The sequence below is a fragment of the Novosphingobium sp. KACC 22771 genome (assembly GCF_028736195.1).
Classification (GTDB): Bacteria; Pseudomonadota; Alphaproteobacteria; order Sphingomonadales; family Sphingomonadaceae; genus Novosphingobium.
This window is the reverse complement of the sequence record NZ_CP117881.1, coordinates 2,345,162-2,363,529: the sequence shown is the minus strand read 5'-3', so window position 1 is coordinate 2,363,529 and position 18,368 is coordinate 2,345,162. Positions and strand designations below refer to the sequence as shown.

Sequence of the window (18,368 nt, the reverse complement as noted above, 5' to 3'; positions counted from 1 at the left end):
GCAAAGGGACTTGGCCTCTTTGCAATCCCATTATCGGGGTTTGAAAGCCTGCGGCGCGGAGGAGTGGCACCTCAACAGCGCCGCAGGCTTTATTATTCCAAACGCTGTGATGGATGCCTTGGTGCAACGCGGACAGATCGGGGATTGTTAAGGGCCCCCGCCCTTAACCCGCCGGAGGCTGATTTCCCTCTTTTCCTTTATTCCCCCGGATAAAACGCCCGGTTGAAAAACAGCCCATCAGGCGGCGCATTCACCGGCAGGGCCTGCCGATTGCGCGCCGCCAATGCCTGCCCAACCCGCTCCACCGGCCATTGCCCAAGACCGACGAAGGAGAGCGCCCCCACCATCGAGCGCACCTGATGGTGCAGGTAACTGCGCGCCGCCGTCTCGATAATCACATGCTCGCCCTGCCGCCGCACATTCAGGCTGTCGAGCGTCTTGAGCGGCGAGGCCGATTGGCAATGGACCGAGCGGAAGGTGGTGAAATCGTGATGCCCGACCAGCGCCTGCGCCGCCTCATGCATCGCCTCGGCGTCCAGCGGCTTGCTCACTTGCCAGGCATGGTTCAGCCCGATGGTCAGCGGCGCGCGGCGGTTGACAATCCGGTAGATATAGCTGCGCCCGATGCAGGAAAAGCGCGCATGCCAGTCATCGGCCACCACGGCGCAATCCAGCACCGCGATGGGGTTGGGGCGCAGATGGTAATTCATCGCCTCCATCAGGCGGAAGGGGGCGATATCCTTTTGGATATCGACATGGGCGCGCATAAACAGAGCATGGACCCCGGCATCGGTGCGCCCGGCGGCAAACATGATTGCCTGCTCGCCGGTAACGCGCTCGATTGCTTCTTCCACGGCTTGCTGGATGCTGGGGCCATGAGCCTGGCGTTGCAGGCCCATGAACGGCGTACCGTCAAATTCCAGCGTGAAGGCGAAACGGGTCATGCCAGGACGGTTCCGGCCGGGATCGAGCGCCCACGCAGCAGGTCGGCCACGGCCATGGCGGGTTTGCCTGCGCGCTGGATGGTGTTGACGCGGATGGCGCCGGTGCCGCAAGCGATGGTCAGCGCATCGTCGAGCGTCACGCCCGGATCGCCCGCGCCCTCGGCGGGATCAGCCGAGATCACCTTGTAACGCTCGCCCTCCAGTTCAAAGAAGGCGCCGGGCGCGGGCATGAAGGCTCGGATCTGGCGCAAGACCTGCGGCGCATCGGCGGAAAAATCCAGTCGCGCCTCGGCCTTGTCGATCTTGTGGGCATAGGTGATGCCCTCTGAGGGCTGGGCCGCCGCCGGATAGGCCGCCAGATCGCCCAGCACTTGCACGATCAATCGCGCGCCCATGTGGGCCAGTTCCTCGGTTAACTCGCCTGTCGTTTTGGCGGCAATGTCGGTCCGCCCTTCCAGCCGGACCGGGCCGGTGTCCAGCCCCGCCTCCATCTGCATGATGCCCACGCCCGTTTGCGCGTCGCCCGCCAAAATCGCCCGCTGAACCGGCGCGGCCCCGCGCCAGCGCGGCAAGAGCGAGCCGTGCAGATTGAGGCAGCCATGCACCGGCGAGTCCAGCACCGCGCGCGGCAGGATCAGCCCATAGGCGGCCACCACCGCGACATCAGCCTTAAGCGCGGCAAATTCGACCTGCTCCTTCGCGCCCTTCAACGACACCGGGTGGCGCACCTCGATCCCCAATTCCTGGGCGCGGCGGTGAACGGGCGAGGGCGTCAATTCGCGCCCGCGACGGCCGCCGGGGCGGGGGGGCTGGCTATAGGCGGCCACCACATCGTGGCCTACGGCCACCAAGGCCTCCAGCGCCGGAACGGCAAATTCGGGCGTGCCCATATAGATGATGCGCATAAGTCACTTTCCGGCTCTTTGCCTTTGCTCTGCGCCGCCCTATCTGGAGGCGCATGGCATCGCAAGAGATCGAGACACTGGCGCAGGTTTTGGCGCGCCTGCCGGGGCTGGGGCCGCGTTCGGCGCGGCGGGCTGTGTTGTGGCTGATTAAGCGGCGCGACACATCGCTGGGGCAATTGCGCGATGCGCTTGAGGTGTTGCAGGACCGGCTGGTGGAATGCGCCACCTGCGGCAATGTGGACACGACGAATCCTTGCGCGATCTGTGCTGATCCGAGGCGTGATGCGCGCTCGATCTGCGTGGTCGAGGATGTGGCGGACCTGTGGGCGCTGGACCGGGCGCGGCTGTTTACCGGGCGCTATCATGTGCTGGGCGGGCGGCTTTCGGCGCTCGATGGGGTGCGGCCGGAGGATTTGTCGATTGCGCCTTTGATCGATCGCGTGGGCGCGGGCGGGATCGATGAAGTTGTGCTGGCCATGAATGCCACGTTGGAGGGGCAGACCACCGCGCATTATATTGCCGAAAGGCTCGAAGGGATGCCCGTGCGCGTGACGCAACTGGCGCATGGCCTGCCGGTGGGAGGCGAGCTGGACTATCTGGACGAGGGGACTTTGGCGCAGGCGCTCCGGGCGAGACGCCCGGTTTCATAAAAAAGCGCGCCAGGCGCCCGGTTTCCTAAAAAGCGCGCGCGGCGGCCGGTTTCCCGACGATTACAGAAATCGGACACTGCGCCTTGCGCAGCGGCCGGGGTGCGATTATCTGCCCCCTATGGCTATCCGACCGATCCTCGAAGCGCCCGATGCGCGCCTGAAGCAGATTTCTGCCCCCGTCACCGTGTTTGACGATGAGCTCAAGACGCTCGTCGCCGATATGTATGACACGATGTATGACGCGCCGGGCATTGGCCTGGCCGCGATCCAGGTGGGCGTGCCGCTGCGCGTTGTGGTGGTTGATCTTCAGCCCGAAGATCCCGATGCCGAGCCCGAAGTCTGCACCTCGCATGGCGGGCATGAGCATACGCACCAGCCGGTGAAGCGCGAGCCGCGCACCTTCATCAACCCGGAAATCCTTGATCCGTCGGAAGATTTGTCGGTCTATCAGGAAGGTTGCCTGTCGGTTCCCGATATTTATGCCGAGGTCGAGCGCCCCGCCACCTGCCGCCTGCGCTGGCAGGATGTGGACGGCAATGTGCATGAGGAAGCGATGGAGGGCCTGATGGCCACCTGCATCCAGCACGAGATCGACCATCTTGAAGGCATCCTGTTTATCGACCACCTTTCGCGGCTGAAGCGCAGCATGGCGCTCAAAAAGCTGGAAAAAGCGCGCAAGCTGGCTTGATTTGGGGCGGATTGCCCTCTAGGTTCACGGTTCGTTCTGATTGGAGTGAGCCGTGGATTCTGCCCTGTTCGTACTTGTTGCTTTGGTCGCCGGACTAGGGCTGGGCTGGTTTTTCGGCCAGCGGGCTGTGGCCGAATCGCGGGCAAGGCTGGCCGAACGGGATCGGGCCTTTGCCGAACTGGACGAACGGTTTCGCCGCGCGATCACCGATCTGGCGGCGGCCTCCGAGCGGGCGCTGCGGGCCGACGGGCTGGCGCAAGCGTTGGAGGATGCGCGCGCCGACATGCTGCGCGCCCAGCGCGATCTGGCGACTCTCCGCGCGCAGGCGGAGCATTTTGAAGAGCAGAAGCGCCTGCTGCTCGAATCGCAGGACAATTTGCGGCGCGAGTTTGAAGTGGCCGGCGCGCGCGTGTTGGAGCGGGCGCAGGAGGCGTTTCTGTCCCGAGCCGAGGCTCGCTTTTCCCAGAGCGAGGAGAAGCAGGCCGAGCGGATCAATTCGGTGCTGGCTCCGGTGGGCGCGCGCTTGAAGGCCTATGAGGAGCAGGTGAGCGCGCTGGAAAAGGGGCGCGTCGATGCCTTCGGGCAATTGACCGGCCTGATCCAGTCGATCCGCGATGGGCAGGAAAAGGTGCGCGAAGAAGCGGCCCGTCTGGGCAATGCGCTGACCAACGCGCCCAAGGCGCGCGGGCGCTGGGGCGAGCAGGCGCTGCGCAATGTGCTGGAACAGTGCGGCCTTTCCGAACATACCGATTTCGTGACCGAACATTCGATCGACACCGAGGAGGGTCGGTTGCGTCCCGACGCGATCGTTTCAATTCCCGGCCAGAAAAAGCTGGTGATCGACGCCAAGGTCTCGCTCAACGCCTATCAGGAGGCGTTCGAGGCCAGCGATGAGGTGGCGCGCGATATTGCGCTCGCCCGCCATGTGGCCAGTATGCGCGGCCATGTGCAAACGCTCGCCACCAAGTCCTATCAGAGTCAGTTTGCCGAGGCGCCCGATTATGTGGTGATGTTTGTGCCGGGCGAGCATTTTGTGGCGGCGGCCATGGAAAAGGACCCCGATCTCTGGGATTTTGCTTTCCGTAACAGGGTCTTGCTGGCCACACCTACCAATCTGGTGGCAATAGCGCGCACGGTGGCGATGGTGTGGAAACAGGATATGTTGGCGCAGGAGGCCCGCGAGATCGGGCGTCTGGGCGGCGAGTTGTATGATCGGCTTGCCGTCGCGGGCGATCACCTCAAGCGCGTGGGTGGCGGCCTGACCAGCGCGGTGGACAATTACAACAAGTTCGTCGGCAGCTTTGAGCGCAATGTCATGGCCAGCGGCCGCCGCCTGCGCGACAAGGGTATCGAGATCGGCAAGCGCGAGATCGAGGACGTCGTGTTGGTCGAGAGCCAACCGCGCCATGGGGATGTGACCGAACCTTCGGCGCTGCCTTGGCCCGATGGGGAGTGAGGGCGTTTAGCCCTCCAGCGTGGCCAGCACTTCATAGGCCAGCACGGCGGCGGCCACGGCGGCATTGAGCGAATCAGCGCGGCCCTTCATCGGCATGGTGACGCGCAGATCGCAGGCCAGTTCGTATTCTTCCGGCAGCCCGCGCGATTCGTTGCCCACCATGATGAAGCAGGGCGCGGCATAGGGTGCCCCGCGATAAGGCACCGCCTCGCGCAAGGACGCCGCCACCAACTGCCCATCTCCGCCGCGCAACCAGGGCAGGAATTCCTCCCAGCGGGCCGCGGCCAGCTTTTGGGTAAAGATCGCGCCCATGCTGGCGCGCACCGCTTCGACGCTGAACGGATCGACGCTGTCGTCGAGCAGGATCAGCCCGCCCGCGCCCACCGCATCGGCCGTGCGCAGCATCGTGCCCAGATTGCCCGGATCACGCATCGCCTGCGCCACAAGCCATAGCGGCGCGGCATGGCGATCCACCCCCGACAGCGAGGTGTCAAATTCGCGGAATACCCCGCAAACCGCCTGCGGATTATCCTTGCCGGTGATCTTGGCGAGAATATCCTCGCTCGTCTCGATCACCTCGCCGCCTGCGTCCAGCACGGCCTGCTCCAGCGTATCGAGCAGGGGATGCGCCTCGCGCCCCTCGGCCATCACCAGCGTTTCGGGCAAACGCCCGCTTTCCCGCGCATCGGTCAGCAGCCGCAAACCTTCGGCCAGAAAGCGACCCTCGCGGCGGCGCAGCTTCTTCTCCCGCAGCGAGCGCAGGAATTTGACCGTGGGATTGGAAAAGCCGGTGATAGTGCGGCGCATATTCGGGGCAAGCCTTATGGCAAAACAGGAAAACTGCGCCGCCTATAGCCACGCAGTGCGCCCCTGTCGAACCCTTCAATCTTCGCCGAAACCGTCCTTGACCAGACCCGACAGCCGCGCCAGCGCCTGATCCGCGCCATCGCCCGCCACGACAATATCCACACTGTCGCCGCGCGCCGCGCCCAGCATCATCAGGCCCAGAATTGATCCGCCCGCCGCCTCGGTGCCATCCTTGACCACCTTGACGTCGACGCCGCCCGGCAGCATCGCCACCATATTGACGAATTTCGCGCTCGCGCGGGCGTGCAGCCCCTTTGCGTTCACGATCTCAACGGTTTCCCGTGCTTCAGCCATGCTTTCCTCTCACCTGTATGCAGGAACCCGGGCCCTTTCAGGCTTCCTGGCCCAGAAATTCGGACGCTATGGTTATATAATTGCGTCCGGCATCGCGCGCCGCGCCAACCGCCGCCCGCACCGTGGCGCCTTTGCGCGCACCGGCCAGACGGATCAGCATCGGCAGATTGATTCCGGCAATCACCTCGACCCGGCCCGCCTCCATCAGCGAAATGGCCAGATTGGAGGGCGTTCCGCCAAACAGGTCGGTCAGGATGATCGCGCCTTCACCGCTGTCGACAGTCTTGATCGCTTCGGCAATTTCCTTGCGGCGGCGTTCGACATCGTCATTGGGGCCGATACAGACCGTGGCGACGGCTTCCTGACGGCCCACCACATGCTCCATCGCGCGCACGAATTCTTCGGCCAGATGGCCATGCGTCACCAGAACAAGGCCGATCATGCCCGCGTCCCTGAAATGTGTTGCATCATGACATGAATGGCGCGGGGCATGTGGGGAGCAGAACCTTTCGCAGGCAAATATATACGGCCGCTCATCGCGCTGCGCTTCCTTCGACAAGGTCGGCCGCGCGTGAGCCCAGATTACGGTGAATCATTGTGGGCGAAAATCCGGATGCGCGCAAGGCTGCGCCGATTTGTTCGGCCATGAAAACCGACCGATGTCGGCCCCCGGTGCATCCAAAAGCGATGTGAACATAGGCTTTGCCCTGAGCCTGAAAGCGCGGAAGCAGCAGCAGCAGCAGGTCGCGAATCCGGGTAAATGCCTCGTCAAAGGCCGGATCCTGGCGGATGAAGTCGCCAACCGGGCCTTCGCGGCCGGTCATCGGGCGCAACACCTTGTCCCAATAGGGATTGTTCAAAAACCGCATGTCGAAAACAAAATCGGCCAGCGGGGGCATGCCCTTGGAAAAACCAAAGCTGGTGATCGTCAAGGTTAACGCCGGGCCCGAATCGGGTGCGAATTGTTCCCGCATCGCCTGTTGCAGGGCGTTGGTGGTAAAGGCCGTGGTGTTGATGACGATATCGGCCCATCGGCGCAAGGATTCCAGCATGTCGCGCTCAGCCGAAATGCCGGTTGCCACCGGCATGTCCGCGGCCAGATGGTGGCGGCGGCGCGTTTCATTATAGCGCCGCTCCAGCTCGCCCACGCCGCAGTCGAGATAGAGCGTGGTCAGTTCGATATCGGGCCGCTGGCTCAGGCGTTTGACCAGCGCGATCACCGCCTGCGGGTCAAAACCGCGGGTGCGCGAATCAAAACCGATGGCCATTGGCCCGCCCATCGGGTGACCATCGACATGCTGGTCCTCGTGATTGGTGTCGAGCAGCCTTTCAAGGAAGCGGATCGGGAAATTGTCGATGGTTTCCCAGCCCAGATCCTCCAGCGCGCGCAGCGCGGTCGATTTGCCGGCCCCCAGCACCCCGGTCACCAGCAGGATGCGCTGCTTGTCCGGATCTCCATGCTGGGTCAGGCTGTCCGAGGCGGCGGGGGATGGATCGGAGGCTGTCATATATCTTCTCTGCGCCCAGAGTGTTAAAAAGTGAAGAGGGCGCCTTCCGGGAATAAAGGGCAACAGATCAGATTTTCGTTGGTTCCCAAAGGCCATGACGTTGGAGGGCAAGTTCGGCGCGCAGCACCAGCGCCGCACTGTCGGGCCAGAGGGTGATGCAGGGAATCGCCAAAGAACCGATCATGACCATCGGGGCAATTTCGATATGGCGCGGGGCGCCTTGCTCCAGCCGGATCATCAGGGCCACCTTTTCGCGTTCCGCGACCGGCATGGGCATCAGCCCGACCCCGCGCACCTCGATCAGACCGCGCGTGTTGGAGTGGGGCAGGGCGTAGAGCGTGCCCTGATCCTCGCACAGCATCACGCCATCATCGCCCACCAGCACCGCGCCCCGGTCGATCAGACCCAGCGCCAGCGAGGATTTTCCGACCCCCGGTGCCCCCTCGATCAGGATCGCCCGGCCCGCGATGCTCACGCATGTTGCCTGTCTGGCCCAAGGGTTGTTGGTGGCCTCGCTCATTCCTCCTCGACCTCCTGATGATAGGTCGGCAATTCGATCACCAACCGCGCCCCGCGCTCGCCGGGCAGGGGATCGCGCGCGGTCAGAGTGCCTTCATGGCCCTCGATGATCGTGCGGGCGATTGCCAGTCCCAGCCCGGAATGCGCGCCGAAATCCTCGCCCGCCGGGCGCAGCGAATGGAAACGCTCGAATACGCGTTCGCGCGCCTGCGGCGGAATGCCGGGGCCTTCGTCGCGGATTTCGACGATGACGTTTTCATTGGTTCCGGTGATGTCGATACGGATCGCGCCATGGGGCGGCGAAAAGGACACTGCATTGTCGAGCAGATTTTCCAGCACCCGTTCCAGCCGCGCGGCGACCCCGGCAACGATCGCGTCATGATTGCCGCTATGGTGCAGCAGCATGCGGCAATCGCGGTTTGCCCCGCGCCGCCCGCGTGCGCCCACCATCGCTTTGGCCAGCACGCGCAAATCGACCGGCTCGAACGTGCTGCGCGCCAATTCGGCATCGATCCGGCTCGCCTCGGCAATTTCGCTGATCAGGCGATCCATGCGCTGAACATCGTGATTGGCAATGTCCATCAATTGGCGGCGCAAATCGGGATCGTCAATTTTATCGAGTGACTCCAATGCACTGCGCAGCGAAGCTAAAGGGTTTTTGATCTCATGGGCGACATCGGCGGCAAAGCGGTCCACCCCGTCCATACGGGTGCGCAGCGCCTCGGTCATATCCGAAAGCGCGCGCGCCAGCAGGCCGATCTCGTCGCCGCGATCGGGCAGGCGCGGCACCACCACCGTCCGGTCGCGCCCCAGCCGCACCCGCACCGATGCGCGCACCAGCAGGCGCAAAGGCTGGACAATCGTGCGGGCCAGAAACAGCGAGAGATAGACCGTCAGCAGCAGCGCGATGGCCACGATGATCGCCAGCGTCTGCCTCGCATCGCGCACGCTCTGCGTCACATCGCGGGCGTTCTGCTGGACCAGCAGCACCTGTCCGCGCCGCCCGACGGGCGTGGCCGCATTGATGATCGGCGTGCGGTCGGGGGCGTAATGTTCGCGCACGGCGGTCTGGCCGGACCGGCGCGCCTCGATCACCTCGGGCCAGTCATTGGCGTGGGTGGGGGCGGGCGGCTCGACATAGGCGGGCACCTCGGGCGCGCCCAGAATCGCATCCATGCCCCGGTCCAGCAGGCGGGCCATTTGCATGAACCAGGGCTGGGTGGCGGGGTCGGCCAGATGGAAGGAGGGCGGGGCCAGCAGGAAACTGTCGGCCTCCAGCGATCCATCGGCGCGATAAAGGCGCAGGCGCAGCGCATGGCGTCGGCCAATCGTGGTCAGCACCTGCGCACGCGTGTCGCCCGATGCCTGCGCCAGCGCCTCGGCGGCGATCTCGGCCTCACCGCTGGCGCGTTTGAAACGTTCGCCCAAAACCTCGCGGCGATAGGAATCGATGTAGAGCAGGCTGAAAGCGATCAGCGCCAGCACGATCACATTGACCGCCAGAATGCGCGTGGTCAGCGACACGCCGCGCCAAGGGCCGCCGCGCGCATGGGCCGGGCGGCGCGGAGGCATTTCCGCCGCGTTCATCCACCCTCGCTGAAGGAATAGCCCGCGCCATAGAGCGTTTCGATGGCCGAAAATGTCGGATCTACCTGACGGAATTTGCGGCGCAGGCGTTTGATGTGCGAATCGATGGTGCGATCATCGACATAGGTGTCATCATTATAGGCGCAGTCCATCAACTGGTTGCGACTCTTGATGACGCCGGGCCGCTGGGCCAGCGTTTCGAGGATCAGGAATTCGGTCACCGTCAGCGAAACGGGCCGGTCGTCCCAGCGCACTTCATGGCGGGCCGGATCCATGCTCAAACGGCCGCGATGGACCAGATCGGGGGCGGGCGTATCGTCCTGCGCGGGTTCGGCGGCATCGGCGCGGGCCACCTCGACCCGTCGCAGAATCGCGCGGATTCGCGCCACCAGCAACCGCTGGCTGAACGGCTTGGTGATATAATCATCCGCGCCCATCGCGAGACCAAGTGCCTCGTCGGGCTCCTCATCCTTGCTGGTCAGGAAAATGACCGGCAGCGCGGATTTTTCGCGCAATCGCTGCAACAGTTCCAGACCGTCCATGCGCGGCATCTTGATGTCGAAAATCGCCAGATCGGGCGGGTTTTCAAGACAGGCCTTCAACGCGCTGGCCCCATCGGCATAGACGCGCGTGGTGAAGCCTTCGGCCTGCAAACCAATGGAAACGCTGGTCAAAATATTGCGATCGTCATCGACCAGCGCGATCGTGTGGCGCGGTGTGGCGGGAGGTGCTGTTTTCTCGTTGTTGCTCATCGACATGGCGACCTGCATGGCGCGACCTGCATGGCGCGGCGGAACCAAGCCAGAGCGGTAGCCTGTGGCGCGGGCGAGCGCAAGCGTGGCAGCTTTGCCGCAAGCTTGTGGAATTCTGAGGAAATGCAATCTGCCATTTGACGTAGTGCTGCTGTTGGTCTATGAATTCTCTCGTCAATTCGTATGTAATTGCTGCGGGGGCCTTCGGGCAGGGCGATTGTTGCGAAGAGGCATTCTTGAATCGACCGTTTGTTGTTGCGGCCTGTTGGCCCTTCTTGCGGAGTGTTCGGTTTTGACCAAGCTGTTTGATGGATGCGTGGATCGCTCTGGCCTTTCGGGTCGGTGCGGTTTGCTGCCGTCTGTCCGGCTTTAATTTTCAGTTTCGCGGATACACCACGGAAGATTGGTGAGAGGAGGGGCGCCGGTGGCTGAGGTCACCGGCGCCTTTTGCTTTTCCGCGCGACAATCGCGTGGCATGTTGCCGATGTGCCAATCGCAAAGGGTTAAACGATGAGCTTGCTGGATTCTCTGCTGGGTCAATTGTCGGGCAATGTCGATGTGGCGGCCATCGCGGCGCGGGTGGGCATTGATCCGGCCACGGCGCAAAATGCGATCACCGCGCTGGGTCAGGCGCATGCGCAGGATTGCGATACCGTTGAAACGGCGGCGGCGCAGACGGGCCTTGCCCCCGATACGCTCAATCAGGTGGTGGGCGCGCTGGGCGGTGTCGAGGGTTTGGGGCAAGTGTCGCAGATCCTGCAGAACAACCCGCAGATCCTCTCGTCGATCAACAGCTTCCTTGACCGCGATGGCGACGGCAGCGCCTTGAACGACGTGCTCGGGATGGCCAAGGGCCTGTTTGGCAAGGCCTGAGTATGCTCAGTGCGGCGCTTTCGATGGCGGTGCTGGCCGTCATTATGCTGGTAATCGGTTCCGGCGCCCTATGGCGGCGCGGGGTGCGCAAGCAGGCGATTTTGATGATCGTGCTCGCGGTGATTTTGGGTGCCAATGTCGCGATCTGGAGCCTGCCCCCTCCCGCCGCGCTGTCGGCGCAGCGCTGACGGGAGGGCGAACACCGATCAGCGGATCGGGCATTTAAGACTATGGCCCGATCAGCGGATCGGGCAGTCCGGCGACAAGCGCATGTCGAGGTAATTGTCGACGGCGCGCATCATTTCATCGAGTTCGTTCTCATAGAAATGGTTGGCGCGGGGCACTTCGTCATGATGGATCGTGATGTGCTTTTGCGTGCGCAGCTTATCCACCAGCTTCTGCACCGAATTGGGCGTGACCACCGTATCGGCGGCGCCCTGCACGATGATGCCGCTGGCCGGGCAAGGGGCCAGGAAGCTGAAATCATACATGTTGGCGGGCGGCGACACGCTGATGAAGCCGCGGATTTCCGGGCGGCGCATCAAAAGCTGCATCGCGATCAGCGCGCCAAAGCTGTAACCGGCAACCCAGGTCGTGCTGGATTCCGGGTGGATCGACTGTACCCAGTCCAGCGCGGCGGCGGCATCCGACAATTCGCCGATGCCATTGTCAAAGCTGCCCTGCGAACGGCCAACCCCGCGAAAGTTGAAGCGCAGCGTGGCGAACCCGCGCGCAACAAAGGTCTTATACAGTGCCTGCGTCACGCGGTCATTCATCGTGCCGCCGGCCTGCGGATGCGGATGGAGGATCATCGCCACGGGCGCGCGCGGGCGCGAACCGGGCTGAAAGCGGCCTTCGAGGCGGCCTTCGGGGCCGGGAAAGATCACTGCGGGCATGGTGCAAATCCCTGATCGAGTGGACAGACCCGGCGGCCAATGCGCAAATTTCGCGCAAAACCTGCGGTTGGGACTGTGAATGGAGAGGATGCGCTATATAGAAAGCCATCAAGCGAAAGCAATGTTTTCAGACAACGCGCCGTAAAAGAGCTTTTATAATGCCCAAGTCCACCATCTATCTCGACCATGCCGCCACCACGCCGATCCTGCCCCAGGTGCAGGAGGCGATCGGCGATGCCATGCGCGAATGGGCCAATCCGTCGAGCCAGCACGGTTCGGGCCGCGCCGCGCGGGCGCAATTGGAGGCGGCGCGCGAGAGGGTGAAGCAGGCGTTGGGCTGGCCGGGCGAGGTGATCTTTACCGGCGGCGCGAGTGAGGCGCTGGCCATCGGCTATACCCGCGCGCAGGCGCTGCGCCGCGCGGCCAGCGGGGTTGAACATCCGGCTGTCTCTCGGCTTGCGGAACGCGATGCGGTGATCCCGGTGGATCGCCTTGGCCGGATCGATCCGGGCGCGCTGCCCTCGGTCGATCTGATCGCGGTCCAGCAGTTGAACAATGAGACCGGCGTGATCCAGCCTGCTCTCGGCGAGGCGATCCGGGGCAAGGGCGCGGTGTGGCTGGCCGATTGCGCGCAAGGGGCGGGCAAATTGCCGCTGCCCGATGCCGACATGATCGTGATTGCCGGGCATAAGGTTGGGGCGCCGCCGGGCGTCGGCGCGTTGCTGGTGCGCAATTTCGGCCTGATCCAGCCCAGCGGAGGGCAGGAGCGCGGCTATCGCGGTGGTACAGAAAACCTGCCCTATATCATGGGTTTGGCGGCGGCTCTTGAGGCGGATTCTTCATGGCTTCTTGGCGCGGCGGTCTTGCGCGGATGGTTTGAGGACGAGATCCGCGACATGGGCGGCGAGGTGATCGGCGAGGGGGCCGAGCGCATCGCCACCATCGGCGCCTATCGCCTGCCCGGCGTGAATGCGACCACGGTGCTGATCCGCGCCGATATGGCGGGTATTGCCATTTCTGCCGGTTCGGCTTGTTCGAGCGGCAGTCTCAAGCCCAGCCCGGTGATTTTGGCCATGGGGCGCAGCGAGGAGGAGGCGCGCGAGGTGTTTCGCGTTTCGATCGGCCGCGAGACCCGGCGCGAGGATCTGGCCGCGCTGGTCAAGGTTTTGCGCGAGCTTCGCCGGTGATCTACCTGGATTATCAGGCCACAACGCCGTTGGCCCCCGAGGCGCGTGAGGCGATGCTCTACTGGCTGAGCGAAGCCGGGTTTGCCAATCCGCACAGCCCCCATCGCCCCGGCCGCGCGGCGGCGGCGGCTGTTGCCGTAGCGCGCGAGTCTGTCGCGGCCATCCTGCCGCCGGGCGGGCGCGTGACCTTTACCGGCGGGGCGACCGAGGCGATCAATCTGGCGATACAGGGCCTGCGGCCGCGCCGCATCGCGGTGTCGGCCATCGAACATGCCGCCGTGCTGGATACGGCAAGGGCCTGCGGGGCGGTGGTCGATGTGCTGCCCGTGTCGGCCGAGGGGCTGGTGGCCGCCGATGCGGACATTGCGCCCGGCACCGATCTGGTCGCCGTGATGCAGGTGAACAATGAGATTGGCACGGTGCAGCCGGTGGCCGCCTTGGCGGCGCGGGCGCATGCGGCAGGGGCGCTGTTCCTGTGCGATGCGGTGCAAGGGGCGGGCAAGATGGCCGCGCCGGAGGGGGCCGATATGGTCGCCATTTCCGCGCATAAGATCTACGGCCCCAAAGGCATCGGCGCGCTCTGGACCCGCGATGGCGTATCGTTGAACCCGCTGATTCATGGAGGGGGGCAGGAAGGGGGCCTGCGCTCCGGCACTCTCAGCCCCGCGCTGTGTGCCGGGTTTGGCGCGGCGGCGGCCCTGTGCAAGGATCTGTGGATAAAGGATGGGGAACATGTAGAGGCGCTGTGGCAAATCGCCCGCGCCATCCTGCCCCATTGGACGTTGAACGGCAGCGAGGCGACGCGCTGGCACGGCAACCTCAACATTCGCCGCGATGGCCTCGATGTGGCGCGATTGATGAGCGATTGCCGCGACATCGCTTTTTCCGCCGGTTCGGCCTGTGCCAGCGGGTCGGGGCGGCCCAGCCATGTGCTGACCGCACTTGGACTTTCGCCAGCCCAAGCAAAAAATTCTATCCGCATCGGTTTCGGCCGCTATACGCAAAGCGGAGAGTTTGCCGAGGCCTTGAAGCGAATCGATGCCGCAGCCGATGCCCAATAGGCCGGTCGCATAATCGGATAGGGGTCTGTTTATAGTGATAAAGGTGCAATTCATCACTGCCGGGGGGCAACGTGTCGAAGCGCAGGCCAATGCGGGCCAGCGTCTGCTCGAAGTGGCGCAGGCCGCGGGCATGCCTCTGGAAGGGACATGCGAGGGCCAGATGGCTTGTTCTACCTGCCATGTGCTGATTTCTCCCGACTGGTTTTCGCGCCTCAACCCGGCCAGCGCCGATGAAGAGGATATGCTCGATCTGGCCGCAGGGGTGGCCGCGACCAGTCGTTTGTCATGCCAGATTACGCTTGGCCCCGATCACGACGGGCTGACGGTAAAAATTCCGGGTGAAAGCCGGGATATGCAGCGCGGGTAATACTTGGGATATGCGCGTCGGCCTGATAGGGAAGCTGCGATATGCCCAGCGACATCACCGAACCCGATCCGTTTGACGCCATCATTGATGCGCCTTTCGACGCTGCTCTGTCCGAGCGGTATCTGGTCTATGCGCTCTCCACCATTACGGCGCGCTCGCTGCCCGACCTGCGCGATGGGCTCAAACCCGTCCATCGCCGCCTGCTCTGGGCCATGCGTCAGTTAAAGCTGGACCCGGCGCAGGCGTTCAAGAAATCGGCCCGCGTGGTGGGCGATGTCATCGGCAAATATCACCCGCATGGCGACGCATCCGTCTATGACGCGATGGTGCGACTGGCCCAGGATTTCGCGCTGCGTTATCCATTGGTCGAGGGGCAGGGCAATTTCGGCAATATCGACGGCGATAATGCGGCGGCCTATCGCTATACCGAGGCGCGGCTGACCAAGACGGCGATGCAGTTGATGACGGGCCTGGACGAAGGCACGGTCAATTTTATCCCGACCTATAATGGCGAGGACGAGGAGCCGGAGATTTTCCCCGGCCTGTTCCCCAACCTGCTGGCCAACGGCGCGACGGGCATTGCGGTCGGCATGGCCACCAGCATTCCCAGCCATAATGTCGCCGAAATCCTCGACGCCACGCTGATGCTGATCGACAATCCGCAGGCCGAGCATGCCGATCTGATGAAGGTGTTCCACGGCCCCGATTTTCCCACCGGGGGCATCGTGGTCGACAGTCCGGCGGCGATTTCGCACGCCTATGCCAATGGCAAGGGTTCGATCCGGGTGCGTGCGCGTTTCTCGACTGGGCGCGACGAGGCGGGCCAATGGGAGCCCACCGGCATTGAAAAGCTGGGCGGGGGCCAGTGGCAGCTGGTCGTCTCGGAAATCCCTTACATGGTCCAGAAAGGCAAGCTGATCGAACAGCTTGCGGGCCTGATCGCGGACAAGAAATTGCCGATCCTTGAGGACGTGCGCGACGAATCGGACACCCAGATCCGCATCGTGCTGGTGCCCAAGAGCCGCAATGTCGATCCCGACCTGCTGAAGGAAAGCGTCTACAAGCTCTCCGAACTGGAAAGCCGGTTCAGTCTGAACCTCAACGTGTTGGACGCGCAGCGCACGCCCGGCGTGCTGGGGCTGAAACCCTTGCTGCTGCAATGGGTCGTCTCGCAGATCGACATTCTGCAGCGGCGCGCCCGCCACCGGTTGGACAAGATCGCCAACCGGCTCGAACTGGTCGAAGGCTATATCATTGCCTATCTCAACCTTGACCGGGTGATCGAGATCATCCGCACCGAGGATGAGCCAAAGCCGGTGATGATGGCCGAATTCAACCTCACCGACCGGCAGGCCGAAGCCATCCTCAACATGCGCCTGCGCTCCTTGCGCAAGCTGGAAGAGATGGAGCTGCGCGGCGAGCGGGACGACTTGCTTAAAGAGCAGGACGAACTGCAGAAACTGCTGGAAAATCCGGCGTTGCAGCGCACGAGGCTGAAGCGCGATCTGCGGGCGCTGCGCAAGGATTATGCCGAGACCACCGCGCTGGGCCGCCGCCGCACCACCATCGAGGAAGCCGCGCCCACCCGCGAATTCAGCATGGACGCGATGATCGAAAAGGCGCCGCTGACGGTGATCCTTTCGGCGCGCGGCTGGATCCGCGCGGCCAGCGGGCATGAGCCGCTGGACAAGGAATATAAGTTCAAGGAGGGCGACGGCCCCGCCTTTGTCCTCCATGCGCAGACGACCGACAAACTGCTGATCGCCTGCGACAATGGGCGCTTCTACACGCTGGGCTGCGACAAATTGCCCGGCGCGCGCGGCTTTGGCGAGCCGGTGCGCTCCATGGTCGATATTGATGCCGATGCGCATATCGTCTCGATGATCATCTATCATCCCAAGGCGCAATTGCTGCTGGCGGCCAATACCGGGCGTGGGTTTGCCGCCGAGGCGGACGAATTGCTGGCCGAAACGCGCAAGGGCCGGGCGGTGATGACGGTCAAGGATGGCGTCAAGCTGATGGTGGTGCGCGAAATCCCGCCAGAGCATGATTACGTGGCGGTGATCGGAGAAAATCGCCGCATCGTCATCTTCGGTCTGGTTGAGGTGCCGGTGCTGGCCAAGGGGCAGGGCGTGACGCTGCAGCGCTATCGCGATGGCGGATTGTCCGACATCATCACGCTCAAGTTCGAGGACGGGCTAAGCTGGACGATGGGCGGCGAAACGGGCCGGACGCGGGTGGAAAAAGACCTGCGCCAATGGCGCGTGGCGCGCGGCGCGGCGGGCAGTTTCGCCCCGCAGGGCTTCCCCCGCGACAACAAGTTTCAGAGCTGATCGGATCCCTTGGGGGTAAGGATCATCACCTTGCCCTCAACCCGCCATCCTTCGAGGGATGAGAGGAAATTCATCCCCAGCACATTGGTCGTGCCGATGGCGGGGGCGATGATCGTGGTCATGTCGGCGGCATGGATCGATCCGACTTCAAGGCTGTCGATCTGGGCCATTTGGGCGGGCGTATCGCCATTGGCGGTATGCAGGTTGATTTGGCCCGCGCGGGCGCCGGGCGAAACCATGGCCTCGCGCGCCACCTCGGAAGACAGCGTGGTATAGGTCGCGCCCGTGTCGATCAGGAAGCGTTGGGGCGTGCCGTTGACGGCGGCGTCCACCCAATAATGCCCATCCTCAGCCAGCGGCACGCGGGTTTCGCCCCCGCGCAGGACCGGCGCCGAAGCCTGCGCCGCCATGGCCACCCCCGCCACCAGCGGCACGCCGATAAAGGCCCCGCCCAATTGCACCAGCGTGATGCCAAAGGCCACGGTCAGCCCCGCGCTGCCCACCATGCGAATGATCGCGCCCAGCGCGCCGCTGGCCTCGGCCCGGATGATCCCGCCCACCAGCAAGAGCGCCATGAAGCCAAAGGCGGAGGCCAGCACCAGATGGTTGGGCAATTCCAGCAGCAGGTCAAACATGGGCATCGCGCAAGGCTCTCGAAACAGTCGGATGATGGCCCACTATTTCCGCCCCGCCCGCGCGCGGCAATTGTGTTAACCAACCTCGTCCGTGCCAGCTTGGGACGTTTCGGCATTCGCCGGGTGATGCGGCTCCAGCACCATCACGCGCCCCTCCACCCGCCAGCCTTTCAGCCGGGTCAGGAAGTTCATGCCCAAAACATTGGTTTCGCCCAGACCGGGGGTGACCACCGCCTCGATATTGCGGGCAACAGCATTGCCGATCTTCAATTCGCGGATCACCACGATGCGGCCCGTGGCATTGCCATTGGCGGTGCGCAGCTCAATCCTGGGCCCGTCGTGGGCAATGCGTAGCCCCGCATCCTGCGCCGTCTGGGGCGAGATCGTGGTCAGCGTGGCCCCGGTATCGACCAGAAACCGGCGCGGCGTCCCGTCTATCGAGGCCCGCACCCAGAAATGCCCGTCCTCGGCCAGAGGCACCCACGTCACCTTGCCCTCGACCACTTGCGGCTGGGCGGCTTGCGGCAAATGGCGCAGGATAGCGTCGGGCAGGGCCGCGGTGATGCCAAAGCGGCGCAGATCGAGGACGCCGAGCAGCGCCACGATCAACGCCACAATCAATCCCAGATTGCCCAGAAACCGCAGCAATCCGCCCAGCATCGGAAGCCGGTAGCGGATGAGATTGCCAAAGATCAGCAGCCCCGCGCAAACCAGCGCCCAGCCCAGCACCGGCTGGGTCATCACCAGTTCTACCGCCTGCGCCCACAGCGCCGAGCCCGCCTCGATCAACCGATCAAGGGCCGCGTCGGCTTTTTCCGCATGGAGGCCCTGATTGGCGGCGGTCAT

The 18,368-nt window shown here is 64.0% G+C and carries 21 protein-coding genes; 9 read left to right on the top strand and 12 right to left on the bottom strand.

Features of this window, described 5'->3' with window-relative positions; all coding sequences use genetic code 11:
* Positions 1-197: 197 nt before the first annotated feature.
* Positions 198-944: a tRNA pseudouridine(38-40) synthase TruA gene (truA, locus tag PQ467_RS10790; RefSeq protein ID WP_274173419.1), complete on the bottom strand. Its 747-nt coding sequence runs from the start codon at positions 942-944 to the stop codon at positions 198-200.
* Positions 941-1,849 carry a methionyl-tRNA formyltransferase gene (fmt, locus tag PQ467_RS10785; RefSeq protein ID WP_274173418.1) on the bottom strand — a complete coding sequence of 303 codons (909 nt, stop codon included), beginning with the start codon at positions 1,847-1,849 and terminating at the stop codon, positions 941-943. Before fmt ends, truA begins: the two co-directional genes overlap by 4 nt.
* A 53-nt stretch (positions 1,850-1,902) precedes the next feature.
* On the opposite strand from fmt, the gene recR reads away from it, so the two are divergent.
* The 3 genes from recR (at position 1,903) to rmuC (ending at position 4,643) form a co-directional block, all read left to right on the top strand.
* On the top strand, positions 1,903-2,499 hold the full coding sequence (recR, locus tag PQ467_RS10780; protein ID WP_274173417.1) for a recombination mediator RecR: 597 nt from the start codon (positions 1,903-1,905) through the stop codon (positions 2,497-2,499).
* A gap of 118 nt (positions 2,500-2,617) precedes the next feature.
* Positions 2,618-3,187, top strand: a complete 570-nt coding sequence (locus PQ467_RS10775) for a peptide deformylase (RefSeq protein ID WP_274173416.1) — start codon at positions 2,618-2,620, stop codon at positions 3,185-3,187.
* 52 nt (positions 3,188-3,239) lie between these two features.
* Complete coding sequence (gene rmuC, locus PQ467_RS10770) at positions 3,240-4,643, top strand: DNA recombination protein RmuC (protein ID WP_274173415.1); 1,404 nt, start codon at positions 3,240-3,242, stop codon at positions 4,641-4,643.
* 6 nt (positions 4,644-4,649) lie between these two features.
* Here rmuC and PQ467_RS10765 read toward each other — a convergent pair whose 3' ends face one another.
* The 7 genes from PQ467_RS10765 to PQ467_RS10735 form a co-directional block, all read right to left on the bottom strand.
* On the bottom strand, positions 4,650-5,450 hold the full coding sequence (locus tag PQ467_RS10765; protein WP_274173414.1) for a TrmH family RNA methyltransferase: 801 nt from the start codon (positions 5,448-5,450) through the stop codon (positions 4,650-4,652).
* Positions 5,451-5,525: 75 nt separating this feature from the next.
* Entirely contained in the window at positions 5,526-5,804 is a 279-nt protein-coding gene (locus tag PQ467_RS10760; protein WP_274173413.1) for an HPr family phosphocarrier protein, read from the bottom strand.
* Between the two features lie 37 nt (positions 5,805-5,841).
* Positions 5,842-6,246, bottom strand: coding sequence for a PTS sugar transporter subunit IIA (locus PQ467_RS10755; RefSeq protein ID WP_168605192.1), 405 nt, complete (start codon positions 6,244-6,246; stop codon positions 5,842-5,844).
* Positions 6,247-6,337: 91 nt separating this feature from the next.
* Positions 6,338-7,312, bottom strand: coding sequence for an RNase adapter RapZ (rapZ, locus tag PQ467_RS10750; protein ID WP_274173412.1), 975 nt, complete (start codon positions 7,310-7,312; stop codon positions 6,338-6,340).
* Positions 7,313-7,379: 67 nt separating this feature from the next.
* Positions 7,380-7,832, bottom strand: coding sequence for an HPr kinase/phosphorylase (locus tag PQ467_RS10745; protein WP_274173411.1), 453 nt, complete (start codon positions 7,830-7,832; stop codon positions 7,380-7,382).
* Positions 7,829-9,418, bottom strand: a complete 1,590-nt coding sequence (locus PQ467_RS10740) for a sensor histidine kinase (protein ID WP_274173410.1) — start codon at positions 9,416-9,418, stop codon at positions 7,829-7,831. The genes PQ467_RS10745 and PQ467_RS10740 overlap by 4 nt, the downstream gene beginning before the upstream one ends.
* Complete coding sequence (locus PQ467_RS10735; protein ID WP_274173409.1) at positions 9,415-10,176, bottom strand: response regulator transcription factor; 762 nt, start codon at positions 10,174-10,176, stop codon at positions 9,415-9,417. Before PQ467_RS10735 ends, PQ467_RS10740 begins: the two co-directional genes overlap by 4 nt.
* A gap of 504 nt (positions 10,177-10,680) precedes the next feature.
* Here PQ467_RS10735 and PQ467_RS10730 point away from each other — a divergent pair.
* Together PQ467_RS10730 and PQ467_RS10725 are read left to right on the top strand one after the other, a co-directional pair.
* On the top strand, positions 10,681-11,043 hold the full coding sequence (locus tag PQ467_RS10730) for a hypothetical protein (protein WP_274173408.1): 363 nt from the start codon (positions 10,681-10,683) through the stop codon (positions 11,041-11,043).
* A gap of 23 nt (positions 11,044-11,066) precedes the next feature.
* Positions 11,067-11,231, top strand: a complete 165-nt coding sequence (locus PQ467_RS10725; protein ID WP_337995089.1) for a hypothetical protein — start codon at positions 11,067-11,069, stop codon at positions 11,229-11,231.
* Positions 11,232-11,282: 51 nt separating this feature from the next.
* Here the strand turns inward: PQ467_RS10725 and PQ467_RS10720 are convergent, their stop codons facing one another.
* Positions 11,283-11,939, bottom strand: coding sequence for an alpha/beta hydrolase (locus PQ467_RS10720; protein WP_274173406.1), 657 nt, complete (start codon positions 11,937-11,939; stop codon positions 11,283-11,285).
* Positions 11,940-12,097: 158 nt separating this feature from the next.
* On the opposite strand from PQ467_RS10720, the gene PQ467_RS10715 reads away from it, so the two are divergent.
* From PQ467_RS10715 to parC, 4 genes are read left to right on the top strand one after another with little or no spacing between them, the layout of a single operon-like run.
* Positions 12,098-13,126: a cysteine desulfurase family protein gene (locus tag PQ467_RS10715; RefSeq protein ID WP_274173405.1), complete on the top strand. Its 1,029-nt coding sequence runs from the start codon at positions 12,098-12,100 to the stop codon at positions 13,124-13,126.
* On the top strand, positions 13,123-14,187 hold the full coding sequence (locus PQ467_RS10710; protein WP_274173404.1) for a cysteine desulfurase family protein: 1,065 nt from the start codon (positions 13,123-13,125) through the stop codon (positions 14,185-14,187). Before PQ467_RS10715 ends, PQ467_RS10710 begins: the two co-directional genes overlap by 4 nt.
* 37 nt (positions 14,188-14,224) lie before the next feature.
* Positions 14,225-14,554 carry a 2Fe-2S iron-sulfur cluster-binding protein gene (locus PQ467_RS10705; RefSeq protein WP_443193007.1) on the top strand — a complete coding sequence of 110 codons (330 nt, stop codon included), beginning with the start codon at positions 14,225-14,227 and terminating at the stop codon, positions 14,552-14,554.
* Between the two features lie 41 nt (positions 14,555-14,595).
* Entirely contained in the window at positions 14,596-16,887 is a 2,292-nt protein-coding gene (gene parC, locus PQ467_RS10700) for a DNA topoisomerase IV subunit A (RefSeq protein WP_274173402.1), read from the top strand.
* On the opposite strand, the gene PQ467_RS10695 is transcribed toward parC, so the two are convergent.
* The gene (locus PQ467_RS10695) at positions 16,878-17,528 is read right to left on the bottom strand and encodes a retropepsin-like aspartic protease family protein (RefSeq protein ID WP_274173401.1); all 651 of its coding nucleotides are present in this window, start codon (positions 17,526-17,528) and stop codon (positions 16,878-16,880) included. The genes parC and PQ467_RS10695 overlap by 10 nt on opposite strands.
* 69 nt (positions 17,529-17,597) lie before the next feature.
* Entirely contained in the window at positions 17,598-18,368 is a 771-nt protein-coding gene (locus PQ467_RS10690; RefSeq protein WP_274173400.1) for a retropepsin-like aspartic protease family protein, read from the bottom strand.

Coding starts and splice junctions, on each gene's coding strand:
- truA (WP_274173419.1), bottom strand. CDS start 944: ATGACCCGTTTCGCCTTCACGCTGGAATTTGACGGTACGCCGTTCATG.
- fmt (WP_274173418.1), bottom strand. CDS start 1,849: ATGCGCATCATCTATATGGGCACGCCCGAATTTGCCGTTCCGGCGCTG.
- recR (WP_274173417.1), top strand. CDS start 1,903: ATGGCATCGCAAGAGATCGAGACACTGGCGCAGGTTTTGGCGCGCCTG.
- PQ467_RS10775 (WP_274173416.1), top strand. CDS start 2,618: ATGGCTATCCGACCGATCCTCGAAGCGCCCGATGCGCGCCTGAAGCAG.
- PQ467_RS10765 (WP_274173414.1), bottom strand. CDS start 5,450: ATGCGCCGCACTATCACCGGCTTTTCCAATCCCACGGTCAAATTCCTG.
- PQ467_RS10760 (WP_274173413.1), bottom strand. CDS start 5,804: ATGGCTGAAGCACGGGAAACCGTTGAGATCGTGAACGCAAAGGGGCTG.
- PQ467_RS10755 (WP_168605192.1), bottom strand. CDS start 6,246: ATGATCGGCCTTGTTCTGGTGACGCATGGCCATCTGGCCGAAGAATTC.
- rapZ (WP_274173412.1), bottom strand. CDS start 7,312: ATGACAGCCTCCGATCCATCCCCCGCCGCCTCGGACAGCCTGACCCAG.
- PQ467_RS10745 (WP_274173411.1), bottom strand. CDS start 7,832: ATGAGCGAGGCCACCAACAACCCTTGGGCCAGACAGGCAACATGCGTG.
- PQ467_RS10740 (WP_274173410.1), bottom strand. CDS start 9,418: ATGAACGCGGCGGAAATGCCTCCGCGCCGCCCGGCCCATGCGCGCGGC.
- PQ467_RS10735 (WP_274173409.1), bottom strand. CDS start 10,176: ATGTCGATGAGCAACAACGAGAAAACAGCACCTCCCGCCACACCGCGC.
- PQ467_RS10730 (WP_274173408.1), top strand. CDS start 10,681: ATGAGCTTGCTGGATTCTCTGCTGGGTCAATTGTCGGGCAATGTCGAT.
- PQ467_RS10725 (WP_337995089.1), top strand. CDS start 11,067: ATGGCGGTGCTGGCCGTCATTATGCTGGTAATCGGTTCCGGCGCCCTA.
- PQ467_RS10720 (WP_274173406.1), bottom strand. CDS start 11,939: ATGCCCGCAGTGATCTTTCCCGGCCCCGAAGGCCGCCTCGAAGGCCGC.
- PQ467_RS10715 (WP_274173405.1), top strand. CDS start 12,098: ATGCCCAAGTCCACCATCTATCTCGACCATGCCGCCACCACGCCGATC.
- parC (WP_274173402.1), top strand. CDS start 14,596: ATGCCCAGCGACATCACCGAACCCGATCCGTTTGACGCCATCATTGAT.
- PQ467_RS10695 (WP_274173401.1), bottom strand. CDS start 17,528: ATGCCCATGTTTGACCTGCTGCTGGAATTGCCCAACCATCTGGTGCTG.
- PQ467_RS10690 (WP_274173400.1), bottom strand. CDS start 18,368: ATGACCGCCGCCAATCAGGGCCTCCATGCGGAAAAAGCCGACGCGGCC.